The sequence below is a fragment of the Salinisphaera sp. LB1 genome, from assembly GCF_003177035.1.
In the GTDB taxonomy this organism is placed as follows: Bacteria; Pseudomonadota; Gammaproteobacteria; order Nevskiales; family Salinisphaeraceae; genus Salinisphaera.
Genome location: NZ_CP029488.1, coordinates 2,016,586 through 2,035,125 on the forward strand (window position 1 = coordinate 2,016,586; position 18,540 = coordinate 2,035,125).

The following is an 18,540-nucleotide window of genomic DNA, read 5'->3' on the forward strand; positions in this document are numbered from 1 at the left end:
ATGTCTGTATTGAACAACGCCACGCTCGCCGCGATCGACGCCTCCATACCCAAGCCGCACTATGACCGCAGCCAGGTCGCCACCGGCATCGTGCATTTTGGCGTCGGTGGTTTCCACCGCGCGCATCAGGCGATGTATCTCGATGCGCTGATGAACGAGGGCAAGGCGCTGGACTGGGGCATCTGCGGCGTCGGCGTACTGGCCGGCGACAAGAAGATGGCCGATGTCATGGCCGCCCAGGACGGGCTGTACACATTGGTCCTGAAGCATGCCGACGGTACCTACGAGCCGCGTATCATCGGTTCGATCGTGGATTACAAGTTCGCGCCCGACGATCCCGAGGCCGTGATCGAGACCATGGCCGCCGAGACCACGCGCATTGTCTCGCTGACCGTCACTGAAGGCGGCTACAACTTCCATCACGTGACCGGCGAATTCAATTTCGACAATCCGGATGTCAAGCACGATCTGACGGACGGCGCCACGCCAAAGACCACCTTCGGCCTCGTCACCGAAGCCCTGCGCCGCCGGCGCGAGCGCGGCATCACGCCGTTCACGCTGATGTCCTGCGACAACATCCAGGGCAATGGCGACGTCGCCAAGAAGATGTTCACCGCTTATGCTGAGGCCAAGGACGCCGAACTCGGCGCCTGGATCGCCCGCCACGTGCATTTCCCGAACTCGATGGTCGATCGTATCACCCCGGTTACCACCGATGCCGACCGGGCCGAGGTGCGCGAGCGATTCGGCATCGAGGACGGCTGGCCCGTGGTCTGCGAGCCGTTCACGCAGTGGGTGCTGGAAGACCACTTCAACCTGGGGCGCCCGCCCTATGAAGACGTGGGGGTGCAGATCGTCGACGACGTCATGCCCTATGAGCTGATGAAGCTGCGCCTGCTCAACGCCAGCCACCAGGCGCTGACCTATTTCGGCTATCTGGCCGGCTATCGTTATGCGCATGAGGTCTGCCAGGACCCGCTGTTCGCCGATTTCCTGATGGACTACATGACCCGCGAGGGTCAGCCGACGCTCTCGCCGGTGCCGGGCGTGGATCTCGAAGACTACAAGCGCACGCTCATCGAGCGCTTTTCCAACCCCGAGATTCGCGACACGCTGGCCCGGCTGTGCGCCGAGTCGTCGGATCGCATCCCGAAATGGCTGCTGCCGGTGATTCGCGAACAGCTCGCTGCAGGCGGTGAGATCAAGCGTTCCGCCGCTGTCGTGGCGAGCTGGGCGCGTTATGCCGAGGGCATCGACGAGGCCGGCGAGCCGATCGAGATCGTCGATCGCCTGGCCGATGAACTCAAGGCCATCGCGCAGCACAATCGCGACAACCCGACCGCGTTCATCGAAAACCGCGAATTGTTCGGCGATCTGATCGACGACGAACGCTTCGTTGCGGCCTATACGCAAACCCTGGCACGGCTACATGAGCACGGCGCACGCGCGGCGCTCGAAGCCCTGAAGTAAGCCGCCAGCGCCGCCACGCATGACCGGCGCCGGCCCGTGCACAACGGCCGGCGCTTTTTTCGGCCCCGGGCAGGGCATGTGCTTCGCACGCTTTTTGCAAATGAGAACGATTATCATTACAGTTCCGCCTCGAGTTTGACTGGCACCGGCCCCAGGCCCGGGTATGCCGATCGGCCGGTGTTTCCAGCCGACATGACGAGGACAGGGAATGAGCGAGGCACGGGGCAGCGTCGGCACATCCGTCGGGCGTTTTCGACGGATAGGGACGATTTTCGGCGTCTGTTTGGGAGTGGCTTGGCTGCCTGCCTGGGCCGCGCTGTCGAACGCGGACCCCAACAATCGCGCGAACACGCCTGCCCCGCCCGCACCGGTTGAACCCGGCGCGCCGGCAAGTGCCGCGGCGAGCACCGTAGCGAGCGGTCCGACGACGCAGCTCGGCACGGTCCATGTGCAAGGTCAGGTTGCCGGCGGCGATCGTGTCCCGCCGGCCTATGCCGGCGGCCAGATCGCCACGGGCGGCCGTATCGGGGTGTTGGGGGAAAAGGAGGCGGCCAATGTGCCGTTCTCGGTCGTCAGCTTCACCTCGCAACTGATCGATAATCAGCAGGACGGTACGCTTGCCGGCGTACTGGAGAATGATGCCGCGGTGCAGAGTTCGAACGGCTTCGGCAACTTCGCCCAGACCTTCCAGATTCGCGGTTTCAACTTCGATGGTGACGATGTCTCGTTCGGCGGCCTGTACGGCGTGCTGCCACGCCAGATCGTGCAGACGAACTACGTCAATCGGGTCGAACTCTTCAAGGGGGCCAATGCCTTCGCCAACGGTGTCGGCCCCGGGGCTCGGGTGTCGGCGGCGCGGTCAATCTCGAGCCCAAACGGGCGACCGATCAGCCGGTCACGCGTCTGCGGTTGGGTTATGCCTCCGATCAGCAGTTCGAGCAGTCGCCGGACGTCGGGCGCCGGTACGGCCGCAAAGACCAGTACGGCGCGCGGCTGAACGTCCAGCACGAGAGCGGCGATACCGCCATCAACGACGAGAACGCCCACGATACCTCCGCCGCGGTCGCACTGGATTACCGGGGTGACCGCGGTCATGTCGCACTCGATTTCGGCTATCAGCGCCAGCACATTAACCATGGCCGTTCGACCGTGCGGGTCGGCGACGCCACGTCGATTCCCGCCGCGCCGGATGCCGAGACGAACTATTGGCCCGAATTCGCCAACACGGCGTTGAAGTCCGAGTTCGGCATGCTCAGCGGTGCGTTCGATATCAGCGATCACTGGACAGCCTACGCGGCCTTCGGCGGCAACCACAGCGACGAGTCCGGAGACTACGGCCAGCCGATCCTCAGCCGCCCCGACAGCACGGGCTACCGGGTCGGCGACGCGACCGTGTCGCGCCTGACGGTCGTACGCGAGTCGCAGGCCTATACCGGCCAGGCCGACGTTCGTGGCCATTTCGATACCGGCCCGATCCGCCACGACGTGAATTTGGGGTATTCGGGCTATTACCAGCGTGCCGACAGCGCCTACAGCTACTCGGGCAGTGTCGATACTAATCTCTACCAGCCAGCCACTATCGACAGTTTGCCGACCACCGGCAGTGCGGGCGACCTAAGCGATCCGAACGTTATCAGTCGCACGCATGCCAATGGCTGGGCCCTGTCCGATACGGCCGGTTTTTTCGATGATCGGGTGCGGGTCACCGTCGGCGCGCGTTACCAAAGCCTGTCGATCCGGAACTACGACTACAACGACGCCGGTCAGGTCAGCGGTGAGCCGATCACGGGGCATCGCGTCTCGCCGGTCTACGGGGTGGTTTACAAGCCGACCGCCTGGCTGTCGTTGTATGCCAACCATATCGAGGCCCTGCAGCCGGGCGATACCGCCCCGGCCACGGCCCAGAACCCGGGTCAGACGCTGGGTATTGTGCATGCCAGGCAGAACGAAGTCGGCGCCAAGCTGGATTTCGGGCGGATCGGCGGCAGTCTGGCGGCCTACGAGATCAAAAAGCCCAACGCTTATCTCGATCCGAACACCCGGCAGTACGGTTACTTCGGCGAGCAGCGGAATCGTGGGCTCGAACTCAATATTCACGGCCAGCCGACCCGGCGCCTCAAGCTATTGGCCAGCGCGACCTATGTGGACCCGGAACTCACGCAGACCCCGGGCGATCGGTTCAACGGTAACGATGCGGTCGGTGTGCCGAATTATCGCCTGGCGCTGTCCGGCGAATGGCAATTGCCGAGCGCGCCGCACTGGCACGCCAATGCCCGCGTGATCCGAACCGGGTCGCAGTATGCCGATCAGGCCAACGATCTCAAGGTCGATGCGTGGACGCGCGTGGATCTCGGTCTGCGCTACAACATGCCATGGGGCGACGAGGGGCGGCAGGTTGTCTGGCGAGCGAACGTCAAGAATGTCGCCAATAGCGATTATTGGTCCTCGGTGCGTCGTATCGCGAGCACGAACTATCTCACTCAGGGCGACCCGCGCACCTTCAAGCTATCGGCGACCTTCCATTTCGACTGACGCATCCCCAAGCCGGCAGCGAGGCCGGCCTGGGCCGATGGAAAAACGCCCGGCGCTCAGTCCTGTTCGCTCAGCAGAAAATCCGATGGCAGCCGCACGAGTGTGGCGCCCCAGGACAGCCCGACACCGAAGCCGACCAGCAGGACCAGCGCACCCGAGCCAATCTGGCCGGACAGCACCGCGCGTTTCAAGGCGATCGGCACGCTGCAGGAGACCGTGTTGCCGATGTCCTCCATGCAGACCACGAATTTCTCTTTCGGCAGCTTAAGCCGTGAGCGGATGCCGTCGAGCACCATGGCGCTGGCCTGATGCGGTACGACCGCATCGACGTCATCCAGCGTAATCCCCGCTTTCTCGCAGGTCTCGTGGACGGCCCTGGGCACTTCGCGCAGTGTGAATTCGACCACCGCACGGCCGTTCATGAAGATGTTGTGGTCGGAGCGCACGTTGCCGTGGCGGTCGGTGTATTCCTCGGCCGGATTATGCGCGGCGCGGCGGCGCATGGCGCTGGTCGGCACGATCAGATCGTTGGCGCCCGAGCCATCGGTGCCATAGACGAAGGGCCCGATCTTGGGATTGCCCTCGGCCGCACGGTCGGAGAGCAGGGTGGCGGCCGCCGCGTCGCCGAACAGTGCGCGCACGCTCTTGTCGCCCGGATGCACGAACTTGCTGTAGGTATCGGCGGTGATCAGCAACAGCCGTTTCGCCTGTCCCGACTCGATCAACGCCTTGGCCACGCCCAGCGCATAGATATAACCCGAACAGCCCAGGTTGATGTCGAGTGCTCCGATGTGTTGACTGAGCCCCAGACGTTGCTGGACCAGACAGGCTGTGGTCGGCGCCAGATAGTCCGGCGTCTGGGTGGTGAAAATCAGGTAGTCGACCTCGGCGCGGTCGATCCCGGTCTTGTCGAACAGGCGCTCGGCGGCCACCACGCCGAAATCCGAGGCACACTCGTCCTCGCTGGCCACGTGCCGGGCACGAATCCCGGTTTTTTCGGCGATACGTTCCAGCGGCCAGTTAGGGAAGCGCGCGGCGATCTCCTCGATCGATTCCGTGCGCGCCGGCAGCATGTATTCGATGGCGTCAATGACAGCAGGCATCGGACCTCGCTTTGCGCATGAACGGGTGGAGCGGTCGGTCACACGATCGGCCGCCGGCGAGAATCGGGCCGCCCGAGCGCAGTAGGTTCGACCCGTTAGAGTCGCACAATATCCGGGTGAACGCGTGCGACGTCAACGCCTGGGCCGGGCGAGCCTATTCCGTCGGGTATCCTGCGGCAGCCCAGTCGGCGAAACCGCCCCGCATCGCGCGCACATCAGTGTAGCCGGCCGCACGAAGCACGTCGGCAGCCCGTTCGGCGCGGGCGCCGGCCTTGCAGTAGGTCACAATCGGCGTATCCGGGTCCACATCCACGTCGGGGTCGCTCGATATCCGCGTGACCGGATAAAACAGCGCCCCGGCGACATGACCGGACTCCCATTCGTCCCGCTCGCGCACATCGATGAGGGCGGCGCCGTCCTGCTGTGCCGCACGCGCTTCGTGATGATCGATCATGTCGCAATCTCCAATTGGTTCCGATTGCGCATAATTGGTGTCGTGAGGGGCCGGAATCAAGGTCCGCCCAGGCCTCGCGGCCCGGCGCAGCATCCGGAGGTCCAGTCTACCCCCACGGTGCCATACCGGTCGCCTGGGGTTGATTAGCGTTCCGAGCGTGTCAGGCGGGCCTTGAGATCACAGCCACTGCAGGCAGTGCAGCCGCCGGTGTCGCAGCCACTGCTTTGCGCCCGGAGGCCCGGCGTCAGGCGGCGGGCGATCGCCTGCCGCCAGCCGGCGGCGTCCGGCTTTGGCGCCACATGGTAGGCCGCGATCATGCGCAGCCGATGGGTGGCCCGGGGCGCGAACCGGTGGGCGACCTGCAGCAAACAGAAGCCGCCCACCAGCGCCAGCAGCAGCGCCTGAATGATCGCGAACGCACTCATAGGCCACCGCCCAGGGCCACCGCGATCTGATAGGTCGCCAGCGACGCCAGATACGCAAGGCCGAACAGATAGCCCAGGGCAATGAACACCACACGCCAGGAATTGGTTTCGCGCCGCATCACGGCCAGCGTCGAAATGCATTGCGGGGCGAACACATACCACGCCAGAAGCGATAACGCCGTGGCCAGCGACCACTGCTGGCCGATCAGCGCGCCGAGCTGATGGCTGATGCCGGCGGTGTTGCCCGACATCGAATACACCGTGCCCAGCGCCGAGACCGCGACCTCACGGGCGGCCATGCCGGGCACCAGCGCCACACAGATCTGCCAGTTGAAGCCGAGCGGCGCGAGCAGGTAGTGCAGGTAATGGCCGATGAACCCGACCACACTGTATTCGATTGCCGGGCCGGTCGCGCCGGCCGGCGGCTGCGGGAAACTGGCCAGGAACCACAGCAGCACGGTCACCGTGAAGATGATGCCGCCGACCCGCTTGAGAAAGATCCGCGCGCGCTGCCACAGGCCGAGCGCGACATCCCGCGGGTTGGGCATTCGGTAGGCAGGCAGTTCCATCAGCAGCGCATGGTCCGAGCTGTCGCGCCGGACATGCTTCATCACAAACGCCACGACCATCGCGCCGACGATGCCGAACACGTACAGGCCGAACAGCACGATGCCCTGCAGGTTGAACAGGCCGAGCACGCTGCGATGCGGGATGAAGGCCGCGATCAGCAGCGTGTAGACCGGCAGGCGGGCCGAACAGGTCATCAACGGCGCGACCAGAATCGTGGCCAGCCGGTCGCGCGAGTCGGCCATGCTGCGTGTGGCCATGATGCCGGGGATGGCACAGGCAAAGCTCGACAGCAGCGGGATGAAGGCGCGGCCGGTCAGCCCCACCTTGAACATCAGCCGGTCCAGCAGAAAAGCGGCCCGCGGCAGATAGCCGGATTCCTCGAGCATGAGGATGAACAGAAACAGGATCAGGATCTGCGGCAGGAACACCAGGACACCGCCGACGCCGGCCACGATGCCGTCGGCGACCAGGCTGTGCAGAGCCGAATGGGCCGGTAACAGGCTCGCCACAGCGCCGCCGATGCCGGTCACGCCCGCATCGATCGCATCCATGAGGGGGGTGGCCCACGAGAACACGGCCTGGAAGATCAGGAACATCAATATCCCGAGGATGGCGGGGCCGGCCACCGGATGCAGCGTCCAGGCATCGATCCGGTCCTCGATCGTGGGCCCGCTCCGGGCCAGCCGAACCGTGGCATCCATCAACACGCGCGCGGCGGTGTGGATATCGGCATGCTCGATGCGCGGCGCCGGCGGGGCGGGCGGTGCGCCGTCCAGATGCGCGATCAGGGCGGCCGCGCCCTCGCGATGCACGGCCACGGTCTCGATCACCGGCACTCCCAGTTCGGCGGCCAGGCGCTCGGTATCGATCTCGATGCCGCGCCGGCGGGCCGCGTCCATCATGTTCAAGGCCACGATCATGGGCCGGCCGAGGCGCGCGACTTCCAGCACGAAACGCAGATGCAGCCGCAGGTTGGTCGCGTCGGCCACGCACACGATCACATCGGGTGCGGCCTCGCTGGCATGCGTGCCGGCGCAGATCGACGCCGTGATCGCCTCGTCGGGGCTGGCCGCCGCGAGGCTGTAGGCGCCGGGCAGATCCAGCACATCGAATTCGCGGCCGGCTTCGGTGGTCATGCGTCCGCTCTTGCGCTCCACCGTGACGCCGGCGTAGTTGGCCACCTTCTGCCGGCTACCGGTCAGACGGTTGAACAGGGCGGTTTTGCCACAGTTGGGGTTGCCGACCATGGCGATGCGGGCGACGGCGGTAGTCATGGAGAGTCGGGCTCGACGGTGATACGGGCGGCCTCGATGCGGCGTAGTGCAAAGCGGGTACCGCCGATGCGCACCAGCAGGGGGTCGCCACCAAAAGGCGCGCGCGCCACGATCAGCACCGGCTCGCCGGGGATGAAACCCAGATCGCGCAAGCGTTGTGCGATCGGGTCATCGCCGCGCGCGTCGCGAATGGCGGCCACGCGCGCCGGGCGATTCTTGGCGAGTTCGGTGAGCTGCACGGACGTAGTTTAACTGAGAACCATTTACAGTATAAGCGATATCGTGCGCGCGGTGACCGTTACGATGCAATACGCGTCATTGATAATCATTCGTATTTAGATTATTCTCCGGCCGTCCAATCACGACGCGGGCCAAGCGCGTAGTCGGAGAAGCCGATGTTCGAAGTCAATTCCTGCCGGTTCGAGGTCGGAGGGCGCTGCCTGTTGGAGGCATCGGGCCTGCGCTTCGACGAGGGCCGGGTCTATGGACTGATCGGGCACAATGGCTCCGGCAAGTCGACGCTGCTCAAGCTGCTGGCGCGCCAGCAGTGCGCCAGCTGCGGCGAGATATGCCTTAACGGCCGCGCCGTCGATAGCTGGGGCCAGCGCGAATTCGCCCGCAACGTGGCTTATCTGCCGCAGCAGCTGCCGAGCGCGGCGAGCCTCACGGTGCGCGAGCTGGTCGCCTTCGGACGCTATCCGTGGCACGGCTTGCTGGGCCGCCTGTCGCCGAACGACCAGGCCCAGATCGAGCGCGCCATGGCCATGACCGATACCGCCGAATTCGCCGATCGCATGGTCGATACCCTGTCGGGCGGCGAGCGCCAGCGGGTGTGGCTGGCCATGCTGCTGGCCCAGGGCAGTCGTTTCCTGTTGCTGGACGAGCCGCTGTCGGCGCTGGATATCGCGCATCAGGTCGACACGCTGTCGCTGATCCGCAGACTCTGCCGCGATCTGGGCGTCGGCGTGATCATCGTGCTGCATGACGTGAACATGGTCTCGCGCTATTGCGATCAGCTGGTGGCCCTGCGCGACGGCCGCCTGCTGGCCCAGGGCGCGCCGGCCGAGCTCATGAACGACGCCACGCTCGAGGCCATCTACGGCATCCGCATGCGCGTGATGCCCCATCCGACCGACCACCACCCGATCGCCGTCGTTCAGTGAGGTCCGGGCTGTCCGGCGTCCGGCGGATGGCGGCGGTGGGCGCGCGCCTTGCGCTCGCTGGCCTGTTCGCCATCGGCATGGCGACGACCGCCACCGCGGCTGACGCGAGCGCCGCGCCGCGACTGGCGACCCTCGACTGGGGCATCGCCCAGAATCTGACCGCCATGGGCGTGCCGCCGATCGCGGTGGGCCAGACCGCCGGGTACGCCACCTGGGTGGGCGCCCCGGCCCTGCCCCCGGCCACGCGCAACCTGGGCCTGCGCGGGCAGCCCAATCTCGAACTGTTGGCGCAGCTCGACCCGGACCGGGTTCTCATCACGAAGTTGTATGCCGCGATCGAATCGAAGCTCGAACAGGTGGCGCCGGTGAGCACCGTGGATGTGTACTTCCGGCCCGGCGACGTGTGGCACAACACGCTGGCCGCGGTGAAAAAACTGGGGCGAATCGCGCATCGGCCGGATGCCGCACGGGCCCTGATCCGGCGCACCGAGCAGCACATCCACCAGGCGGCCGCACGCCTGCCCGCCGCTACCGCGCCGCTGCTGGTGGTCCAGTTCTCGGATGCCCGGCACGTGCGGGTGTTCGGCCAGCGCAGCCTGATCCAGGCGACGATGCAGCGCATGGGGCTGGCCAACGCCTGGCGGGGCGCAACCACCCGCTGGGGCGTGGCCGAGGTGCCGTTGTCGCGTCTGGCCGCCATCCAGACCGGCCGGGTCGTGGTGGTGGGCCCGGTTCCGGTCGGGGTGGCCGACAAGATCGCCGCCAGCCGGCTCTGGCAGCGTCTGCCCGTGGTGCGCAATGCGCCTGTGGTGTATATCCCGGGCGTCTGGAGTTTCGGTGGGCTGCCGTCGGCGAGCCGCTTCGCACGGCGGGTGTCCGCCGCGTTGCGCGCGGCATCGGCGACGGGGCCGGGCTGGCCGCAAGCGCAAGACGCGGCGTCATGAAAGTGCTGACGATGACCCCGGCTCGTCTGTGCGGGGGCGCGGCCCTGATCGTGGCCGGCCCGGCCATGGCCGCGCTGCACGCGGTGGCCGGCAGCGACTGGGCGGGCGGATTCGTGCATCCGAATCCCGACGACATTACCCAGATTCTGGTGCACGACAGCTGGCTGCCGCGATTGACGGTGGCGCTGATCGGTGGCGCAGGGCTGGCGCTGGCCGGCGTGCTCATGCAGCAGACGCTGCGCAATCCGCTGGCGGCGCCGACCACGCTGGGCGTGGCCAGCGGGGCCCAGGTACTGCTGCTGGTGGCGACGCTGTTCGCGCCGGGGTTGCTGACCTACGGCCGCGCTGCGATCGCGTTCGTGGGGGGCGCGCTGGCGGTGGCGCTGGTGTTCGCGCTGGCCTGGCGGCGCGGGCTCGCGCCCGCGGTGCTGGTACTGGCCGGGCTGGTGGTCAACCTGTATCTCGGCGCGGTTTCCCTCGCGCTCATTTTGTTCAACCAGGACAAACTGCATGGGCTGATGATCTGGGGGGCGGGCTCGCTGGCCCAGAACAACTGGCAGGATGCGTTGCATCTCGCGCCGCGGCTGGCGCTGGCGGCGGCGGGCGCCGGTGTGCTCGTGCGGGCGCTCGCGGTGCTCGATCTCGACGAGGTGAATGCCCGCAATCTCGGCGTTTCGTTGCCATGGCTGCGTCTGGCCAGCCTCGGGCTCGCCGTGTTCATCACCGCCAGCATTGTATCGGCGCTGGGCGTGATCGGTTTCGTGGGGCTGGCCGCGCCGGCGATCGTGCGCCTGGTCGGGGCGCGGACGCTGGGGGCACGCCTGTTCTGGGCACCGGTCTTCGGCGCGCTGCTGTTGGCCGCCACCGATCTGTTGCTGCAGCTCATTGCCGGCAGCAACGCATCGCTGATCCCCACCGGGGCCACCACCGCGGCGCTGGGTGCGCCCCTGCTGCTATGGCTGGTGCCGCGCCTGTCGGCCGGCCGCAGCGCGCCCCGCCCGAGCGTCGCGCCCCCGGCCCCGCGGCGAGCGGCGCCGTGGCGCTTGATCGGGCTGCGCGCGATCGCCCTGGCCGCGATGGCAGTCATCGCGCTGCTGGCCGGGCGCGGCCTGCATGGTTGGAATGCGCCATTCGCGCTGCCCTGGTCGGAAACCGGCGCCTGGCGCGCGCCGCGCGTGCTCGCGGCCGGCATGGCCGGCATGCTGCTGGCTCTGGCGGGTACGATCATCCAGCGCGTGTCGGGCAATCCCATGGCGAGTCCCGAGGTGCTCGGCGTGAGCGCCGGCACCGGCATGGGCCTGCTGGCATTGATCTGGTTCGCGCCGGCTGCGGGCACGCTGGCCCTGCTCGGGGCCGGCACGCTCGGCGCGCTGGCGACGCTGGCCCTGCTGATCGCGATCAACGCCCGCGCGGGCTTCGAGCCGGAACAGCTTTTGCTGACCGGCATTGCGGTAATGTTCGCCTTCGATGCGATCCAGCGCATCGTGCTCGCCGGCAACGATCCGCGCAGCCAGTCGATGCTGGCCTGGATCTCCGGCTCGACCTATTACGTCGACATGGGCACGGCGGGACTGATTTCGGCGGTCGGCCTGGTGCTCGTCGCGCTGGCCTGGCCGCTGGCGCGCTGGCTCGATCTGCTGCCGCTCGGCGCGTCGGTCGCGCGCGCGCTGGGGATCAACGTCACCGTCAGCCGGCTGGTGCTGCTGGGGCTGGTGGCGGTGCTGACCGCCGCGGCCACGCTGGTGGTCGGCCCGCTGTCGTTCGTTGGCCTGCTGGCGCCGCATCTGGCCCGCATGGCAGGCCTGGCCCGAGCGCGAACGCATATGGCGGGGGCGATGGTCTTCGGCGCCCTGTTGATGATCGCGGCCGACTGGGTGGGCCGGGAGATCCTGTTCCCGGTGGAGATTCCGGCCGGGCTGGTGGCCACGCTGATCGGTGGCAGCTATTTCATGTGGCGGCTACGGCGGATCTGATGACGGGTTTCAGTCGCGCTTGCGCAAATACTCGATTGTGCCGCCGAAACGCAGGGTCTGCGGGCCATCGGCGAAGAAATGATCGACCGAATCACGGATCCATTGTTCGATCGCCGCGAACGCGCCGCCGGCGCGATCGGCCGCGGCGATGGCGTTGCTCTGGCTCGTCAGATAGGCCACGAAGGCATCGCGGGTCATGACGATATCGGTGGCATGGGTTTCGTCATGGTGCACGACCAGCCCGGCGCGGGCGGCCTGTTTGACGCTAATGCCGCCACCGGCGCGGGGCGGACCTGGATAGCGGGCGTAATAAGCCTGTGCCCAGTCGCGAAAACGGCGCTGGCCGATCATTTCGCCGCGAAAGCCGCAATCGTAGACGATCAGCCAGCCGCCCGGCCGCAGGACGCGCCCGACTGCGGCGAGGAAACGCCGGCGGTCGAACCAGTGCAGGGCAAGCGCCACGCTAACGAGATCGAAGCTGTCGGCCGCGAAGGGCAGGGCTTCGGCCGCGGCCGCGACATAATGCGCGCCGGCGGTATCGTCGGCTTCACGCAGCATGGCCGTGGACGCATCGAGCCTGATCGCGGTGTCGGCGATCGCGCGCAGTGCCCGGGTCGACTGGCCGGTGCCGCAGGCGATATCAAGCGCCCGCGCCAGCCGGCCCGTCGGCGCCACGTGCCGACGCGCGCGTTCGATCACGGTGGCATGGAAATCCGGCCGCCCGGCGGCATAGCGCGCGGCGGCCCCGGGCCGGGCGAACGGGTTGTCGCTCATGCGCGCCGTGCCTGGCGGCCGAGTCGGGCCACGGCATCGCGGCTGGCGGCATCGCGCTCGCCGCCGGTCAACTCGATCAGCCGGCCGTCGCGCATCTCGAGCAGTCGGTCCGCGGCGCCGAAATAGCTGTCGTCGTGGCTGATTGCCACGATCGTGTGGCCGATCTCGCGCAAGGCCGGCAGCAGCTCGTGGTAGAACACGCGCCGGAACACCGGGTCCTGATCGGCGGCCCATTCATCCAGCAGCAGGATGTCGCGCTGTTCGGCCAGGGCGGTGAGCAGGGCCAGGCGCTTGCGCTGGCCCTGCGACAATTGGGTATCGAGCAGCCGGGCACCGTCGCGGGAGAGCTTGCCGTCGAGCTGCAGGCGTTGGCACCAGTGGCGAATGAAAGCCTCGTCGGCGTCATCGCCATCGGCGCCGAGCAGCCGCTCGAACAGATGGAAATCAGTGAACACCGCCGAGAACAACGAACGCAGGCGTGTCCGGTCGGCGTCGACGGGATGGTCGTCGATGGCGATCCGGCCGCCGGCCGGCGTATACAGCCCGGACAACAGCCGGGCGAAGGTGGTCTTGCCGGAGCCGTTGCCGCCGATGATGAAAACCAGTTCCCCGCGTTCGAGCGTGAAATCGATCGGGCCGATCGTGAAGCCGTTGGCATGGACGAAGATGGCGTGCTCGACCCGGATACGCTGCCACGCGGTGTCCGGCCGGCGGCTTTCGAATTCGGGCCGATGCTCGGCGAGATCCAGCGCAGCCAGTTTGTTGAACGCGACCTGGGCATTGAGCAGGGTCGGCAATGCGCCCACCGCGCCGATCATGGGCGTACGCAGGAACAACAGGGTGAGCGCGTAGGTCGCGGCGGTGGCGGGATTGGCCCAGTCGAGCGCATTGGCCAGGAAGAACACCAGGCCGATCGCGCCCAGCATCATGATGTTGGCCCCGTTGCTGGCCGATAGATGAAAGGTGTCGGCACGAATGATGTGGCGTCGGTAGCGCCGGGCATCGGGCGTATAGCGGTGGCTGTACAGATCGCGCGCCCGCGAGCGGTTGAGGGCCAGTTCCTTGCGGCCGTGGATGACCGTCTCGTAGTCGCGATACAGCGCGTCCTCGGCTTCGCGGACTTCGGCCAGGTGCGCATAGACGCGCCGGATCAGCCCGTTGCCGATGGCCATCGTCACCGTGATCCAGATTACGGTGACGACCAGCAGCGGTAGCGACAACCAGCCGAGATAGGCTGTGCACGCCGCGGTCAGCACCAGCCCCTGGACCAGCTCGGGCAGGCGCACGAAGGCAATGGTGACGTTGCGGATATCCGCCGACAGGCTGGCGATGAGCGCCGCACTGCCGATCGCCTCCTGGCGCGCGATATCGGTATCGAGAATGCGTTTGACCAGGCGCGAGCGCAGATCGAAGACGAAATGATGGCCGAGCGTGGTCAGGCCGAGCTGGGCGACGAGCGCCATCACGAGCAGGGCGGCAATCAAGCCGAAGAATTGCGGCAGGGCCGACAGAGTCGCGGCCTGATGCGCGATCAAACGCTGGTTGATGTAGGCGAGCACGCCGACGCCGAGGGCGGCGTGGGCCAGGCTGGCGAGCAGTACGCCGGCAAAGGGCAGGCGGTAATCCCGAACAATCAGGCGAATCAGGTCCATGGGCGGGGCTCAGGCGTGGCCGGGCGCTCGGCCCGGCTGCTTCAGAGTACGCGCGGCTTTCGCTTCGCCGGCCTCTGGATAACTGATGGCGCGAGGGCAGTTGGCGCACAGGGGCAGCGATGGATCCAGGTCGCGCACACAGCACAGCCGCCGACATTCGCGGGTCGGTGCACCCTCGCCGTCGTGGGCACCCGCTGCCAGCGGTTTGAATGCGGCATGAAACGGGTTGGGGCCGCCGTCGGGCCGCGCGGGCGAATCCAGCAGTGTGCGTGCCGGTGCCAGCCCGCCGGGTTCGGTCCGATGTTGTTCGGTGAGCTGGTCGAGCACCCACGCGTAGTACACCGCGCCATTGGCGCTGAACACGCGGGGCGACAGCCGGCAATCGGCGGCCAGCGCCGACGCCAGCGGCGTCATGACGGCGTCGATCAGGGCGCTCATGTCGCCCGGCGCGGGCGCGCCGAGTGGGTCGTGATCGAAGATGAAGTGCGCGATCGTGCCGTCTTCGCGACAAGACACGCGCCAGCGGGCCGGGTCGAGATCGAGCCGGCGGCCGGTGGCGCACTGAACCACCACCACGGGGATGATCAGTCGTGCAAAGAAGAACTTCGACCACTCGCTGGCCGCGGCCCGCCGATCGGTCATCGCGCGCGCTTCGGCAAACGGGCGCAGCACCGTATCCAGCGCTGCGCCGCAAACCAGGGCCCGACCCGCGATGACCGGCCCGCCCGCGGGCACGGCATCGCGACAGAGCGTATTCGCTGCGAATTCGAGCCGGTGGGGAAAGAAACGCGCGTACATGCCGCCTGCGATGCTGCCGCGTAAATGCGAATGGTTATCGATACGATAACGTGTCCGGTTCGTCGAGGAAAGCGTGCCAGGCGGCGTGATCGCTCCCGCCAACACTGGTCATCGAGCCGCCAATTCTGACATGTCGTCTTGTCAGAATTGGCGGGCGTTGCTATGTTCCCGTCAGAACGCGCGCGCGCCGCGCCGCACTCATGCCACTCGTCCGATGGAGGCCGCCATGGCCGCGACCCGCCTGCTTGCCCGACTCAATCCGCTGGCTTCGCGCCGGATCGATACCGACATGGATATCGCCATCGTCGGCGCCGGCTTCTCGGGCCTGGGCATGGCGATCCAGCTCAAGGAAGCCGGGATCGAGAACTTCACCCTCCTCGAGCGCGCGGACGAGGTCGGCGGTACCTGGCGCGACAACCATTATCCGGGCGCGGCGTGCGATGTCGCCTCGCATCTGTATTCGTTCTCGTTCGAGCAGAATCCGAACTGGTCGCGCGCCTTCGGCCAGCAGCCGGAGATCTTCGATTACATCAAGCGGGTGGCCGCGAAATACGACTTGTATCGCCACGTCCGCTTCAACACGGCGATCCGCGAGGCCCGCTTCGATGAAGACGCCGGCATCTGGCATGCGATCACCGACTCGGGCGAGGAACTGACGGCACGCGTCGTGATCTCGGCGGTGGGCGCGCTGTCCGACCCGGCCTATCCCAAGATCGAGGGGCTGGAACGGTTCCAGGGCAAGCTCATGCACACCGCCCAGTGGGACGACGACTACGATCTGGCCGGCAAGCGCGTGGCCGTGATCGGTTCGGGCGCCTCGGCCATCCAGGTGGTGCCGGAGATCCAGAAAACCGCCGGCCACATGACCGTATTCCAGCGCACGCCGAGCTGGATCATGCCCAAGCCCGACCGGCCGATTCCGGAAAAGGAACAGGCCGAATACCGCGATTCGTTCTACAAGCTGGCCAAGCGCCGTTATCGCATCTACTGGATGAGCGAACTGTTCGCGCCGTTCATCATTTCCGATCGCAAGTTCTTCAAGAAAAAGGCGGAGCAGATGGCCAAGAGCCATATCCGCAAGCAAGTGGCCGACAAGGCCCTGCGCCAGACCGTCACCCCGGACTATGCGATCGGCTGCAAGCGTATTCTGATTTCCAATGACTGGTATCCGGCGATCCAGGCCGACAATGCCGAACTGATTCCCGACGGCCCGGCCCGGATCACCGAAAACAGCCTCATTACGAAGGACGGGCGCGAGATCGCGGTCGACGCCATCGTCTGCGCGACCGGCTTCAAGGTGCCGTCGCGGGCGGCGCCATTCCCGGTCAAGGGGCTGGGCGGGCTCGACCTGAACGCGGCCTGGGCCGACGGTGCCGAAGCCTACAAGGGCGTCACCGTGTCCGGTTTCCCCAATCTGTTCTTCCTGATGGGCCCGAACACCGGGCCGAGCCATACCTCGGTGCTCGCCTTCACCGAAATGCAGATGGAATACATCGCCAAGGCGATCGGGCATATGGCGCGCCACGATCTGAAATGGCTGATGGTGAAGAAATCGGTGCAGGACCGCTTCAATCGCGGTATCCAGAAGCGCATGCAGCACACCTCATGGACCTCCGGATGCAACAGCTGGTATCTCACCGATTCCGGAAAGAACACAACGCTGTATCCCGGCTTCAACTGGGAATACCGCATGCGTCTGTGGCTGTTCCGGCCCGGTGAATACGAGTCCGCGCCGATGTGGCGGGCGGGCGAAGGCGCGGGCCGCGCCGCGGCCTGAGCGGCCGAATCGCTAGTCGTGCACGTTGTAAGTGATCCGGTAGATCGTGCTGCCCTGATCGTCACTGACATAGAGTGCGCCCTTCGGCCCGACCGCGAGCCCGGCCGGGCGATGGGCGGCGTTGCCCGGCGAGCGCACGATCTTTTCGCCGGTAAAGCCGGTCGGGCCGGCGAAGGTGCGATAGGGTTTGCCCGGCTTGTCGCCGTCGAACGGCTGGTAGATCACCCGAAAGCCCTGTTGCGGCTCGGGTGAGCGATCCCAGGAGCCGTGAAAGGCGATGAACGCGCCGCCGCGATAAGCCTTGGGGAAGGCCTTGGCCTGATAGAAGACCACATCCATCGGGGCCCAATGCGCCGGGTAGGCCGCGATCGGGTCGGTATAGTCGGCACAACGGCCGATCTTGTGTCCATCGCCGCCGTATTCCGGGTTCAGGCGGCGCGCATGCGCTTTACCATCGTAATAGCAGTACGGCCAGCCGAAGTTATCGCCCTGCTTGATGTCGAGCAGAACCTCCGCCGGGAGCCGCACGTTCTGCTCGGTCGAGAATTTCTTCGGCCATAGGGCCGAGAGCTGATCGCGGCCCATCTGGGCGCCGACCAGGCGGTGCCGCGCCCGATCCCAGGTCAGCGCGAACAGATTGCGGATACCGGTGGCATAGCGTGCCTTGGCGCTGAATTTTTGCTTGGGCTTGTCGGCGGCGAAACGCCAGATGCCGCCTTGTTTTTCGAGCAGCGGGCAGGGGTCCTGGCCGGGTGAGCCTGGCTGACGATCGTCTTTCTGGCAGGCATTCGATGGCGCGCCGATGGCCACATACAGATGGTTGGTATCGTCCACGGCGAGCCCGCGTGCACTGTGGGCCTTCTGATCGGGCAGGCCGGTAACGATGCGCTGGCCCTCGCCGTCGGGAATCGCGCCCCGGCCCAGTCGATAGCGACGCACGCCCGTCGCCGAGGCGGCATACAGCCAGCCATCATGGAGGGTCAGCCCGGTAGCGCCGCCGCGGCCGAACAGTTGGCGTTTGTCGGCCACGCCGTCGCTGTTGCTATCGATGAGCGCGAGGAGGTCGTGTTTGCCGTCACCGTGATTGACGTTGGCGTAGACCGTGCCGTTGGCCGCCACCGCGATATGGCGCGGCTGGCGCGCGTTCTTTGCGAAAACCGTGGCGCAGAAATGCGGCGGCAGATCGAGGCCGGCCGTCTTGCACGCTGCCGCGGCCGCCCCGGGCACAACCAGCATCAGCAGTGGCGCGCCGAGCAGCGCTGTGTTCAGTCGACGAGTCATGGCGTGGTTTGGCGTAAGCTCGCTTTCGCTTATAGCAGCCCCGGTGCCCGGACGCTATCCGAAGCAGTACGCAGGGGCGCGCGTTATCGGGGTCTGTTGCCAGGGGCCGTGCCCCGCGCGGAGGGGTCTCGGGGGTAGCGCCGGGGCCGCATGCGGCGGCGGGCCACAAGCGCCGACGCTTGTTTTGCCGGTTGCGATTCCGGACAGCGTCGCAGCTGCGCGGTCAGTGCGAAACGGCTCGAATTCCGGCCGCCGACGCCGCACCGGCCCGGCAAAAATCGTCGCGATAGTCAGAATTGCACGCCCGGTCTCTTGAAGCTGTGCATGATGCACCGATCTAGCGGGTATCT

15 protein-coding genes and 1 pseudogene are annotated in these 18,540 nt (G+C 66.7%); 7 read left to right on the top strand and 9 right to left on the bottom strand.

The genetic code is table 11. From position 1 onward, the window contains the following. From SALB1_RS09140 to SALB1_RS09145, 3 genes and pseudogenes are all read left to right on the top strand, one after another. Window positions 1–1,470, top strand: a complete 1,470-nt coding sequence (locus SALB1_RS09140; protein ID WP_109993581.1) for a mannitol dehydrogenase family protein — start codon at window positions 1–3, stop codon at window positions 1,468–1,470. 208 nt (window positions 1,471–1,678) lie between these two features. Then, window positions 1,679–2,467 carry a TonB-dependent receptor plug domain-containing protein gene (locus tag SALB1_RS19185; protein ID WP_199678746.1) on the top strand — a complete coding sequence of 263 codons (789 nt, stop codon included), beginning with the start codon at window positions 1,679–1,681 and terminating at the stop codon, window positions 2,465–2,467. Continuing rightward, a pseudogene (locus SALB1_RS09145) lies at window positions 2,371–4,002 on the top strand (TonB-dependent receptor); the annotation flags it as partial. The gene SALB1_RS19185 and the pseudogene SALB1_RS09145, both read left to right, overlap by 97 nt. 56 nt (window positions 4,003–4,058) lie before the next feature. Here the strand turns inward: SALB1_RS09145 and SALB1_RS09150 are convergent. From SALB1_RS09150 to SALB1_RS09170, 5 genes are all read right to left on the bottom strand, one after another. After that, window positions 4,059–5,105 carry a 3-oxoacyl-ACP synthase III family protein gene (locus SALB1_RS09150; RefSeq protein ID WP_109993582.1) on the bottom strand — a complete coding sequence of 349 codons (1,047 nt, stop codon included), beginning with the start codon at window positions 5,103–5,105 and terminating at the stop codon, window positions 4,059–4,061. Window positions 5,106–5,259: 154 nt separating this feature from the next. After that, a complete protein-coding gene (locus tag SALB1_RS09155; RefSeq protein WP_158590694.1) occupies window positions 5,260–5,559 on the bottom strand; it encodes a rhodanese-like domain-containing protein in 300 nt (99 codons plus the stop codon). Between the two features lie 143 nt (window positions 5,560–5,702). Then, a complete protein-coding gene (locus tag SALB1_RS09160) occupies window positions 5,703–5,984 on the bottom strand; it encodes a DUF6587 family protein (protein WP_109993584.1) in 282 nt (93 codons plus the stop codon). Beyond that, the gene (locus SALB1_RS09165; protein WP_109993585.1) at window positions 5,981–7,828 is read right to left on the bottom strand and encodes a ferrous iron transporter B; all 1,848 of its coding nucleotides are present in this window, start codon (window positions 7,826–7,828) and stop codon (window positions 5,981–5,983) included. The genes SALB1_RS09160 and SALB1_RS09165 overlap by 4 nt, the downstream gene beginning before the upstream one ends. Then, entirely contained in the window at window positions 7,825–8,067 is a 243-nt protein-coding gene (locus tag SALB1_RS09170; protein ID WP_109993586.1) for a FeoA family protein, read from the bottom strand. The genes SALB1_RS09165 and SALB1_RS09170 overlap by 4 nt, the downstream gene beginning before the upstream one ends. A gap of 156 nt (window positions 8,068–8,223) precedes the next feature. Between SALB1_RS09170 and SALB1_RS09175 the strand changes: the two genes are divergently transcribed. The 3 genes from SALB1_RS09175 to fhuB are packed head-to-tail and all read left to right on the top strand — an operon-like array spanning window position 8,224 to window position 11,908. Then, on the top strand, window positions 8,224–8,991 hold the full coding sequence (locus SALB1_RS09175) for an ATP-binding cassette domain-containing protein (RefSeq protein WP_109993587.1): 768 nt from the start codon (window positions 8,224–8,226) through the stop codon (window positions 8,989–8,991). 26 nt (window positions 8,992–9,017) lie between these two features. Continuing rightward, complete coding sequence (locus SALB1_RS09180) at window positions 9,018–9,935, top strand: ABC transporter substrate-binding protein (RefSeq protein ID WP_109993588.1); 918 nt, start codon at window positions 9,018–9,020, stop codon at window positions 9,933–9,935. Then, window positions 9,932–11,908 carry a Fe(3+)-hydroxamate ABC transporter permease FhuB gene (gene fhuB / locus SALB1_RS09185; RefSeq protein ID WP_199678748.1) on the top strand — a complete coding sequence of 659 codons (1,977 nt, stop codon included), beginning with the start codon at window positions 9,932–9,934 and terminating at the stop codon, window positions 11,906–11,908. The genes SALB1_RS09180 and fhuB overlap by 4 nt, the downstream gene beginning before the upstream one ends. A gap of 9 nt (window positions 11,909–11,917) precedes the next feature. Here fhuB and SALB1_RS09190 read toward each other — a convergent pair whose 3' ends face one another. From SALB1_RS09190 to fhuF, 3 genes are read right to left on the bottom strand one after another with little or no spacing between them, the layout of a single operon-like run. Further along, window positions 11,918–12,682 (bottom strand): class I SAM-dependent methyltransferase, encoded by a 765-nt coding sequence (locus SALB1_RS09190; protein ID WP_109993589.1) that lies wholly within the window; start codon window positions 12,680–12,682, stop codon window positions 11,918–11,920. Next, on the bottom strand, window positions 12,679–14,334 hold the full coding sequence (locus tag SALB1_RS09195; RefSeq protein WP_109993590.1) for a multidrug ABC transporter permease/ATP-binding protein: 1,656 nt from the start codon (window positions 14,332–14,334) through the stop codon (window positions 12,679–12,681). The genes SALB1_RS09190 and SALB1_RS09195 overlap by 4 nt, the downstream gene beginning before the upstream one ends. A gap of 9 nt (window positions 14,335–14,343) precedes the next feature. Continuing rightward, window positions 14,344–15,132 (bottom strand): siderophore-iron reductase FhuF, encoded by a 789-nt coding sequence (gene fhuF, locus SALB1_RS09200; protein WP_109993591.1) that lies wholly within the window; start codon window positions 15,130–15,132, stop codon window positions 14,344–14,346. A gap of 226 nt (window positions 15,133–15,358) precedes the next feature. Here fhuF and SALB1_RS09205 point away from each other — a divergent pair, with 226 nt between their 5' ends. Then, entirely contained in the window at window positions 15,359–16,909 is a 1,551-nt protein-coding gene (locus SALB1_RS09205; RefSeq protein ID WP_109995360.1) for an NAD(P)/FAD-dependent oxidoreductase, read from the top strand. 12 nt (window positions 16,910–16,921) lie between these two features. Here the strand turns inward: SALB1_RS09205 and SALB1_RS09210 are convergent, their stop codons facing one another. After that, a complete protein-coding gene (locus SALB1_RS09210) occupies window positions 16,922–18,190 on the bottom strand; it encodes a sorbosone dehydrogenase family protein (protein WP_109993592.1) in 1,269 nt (422 codons plus the stop codon). Window positions 18,191–18,540: the final 350 nt, after the last annotated feature.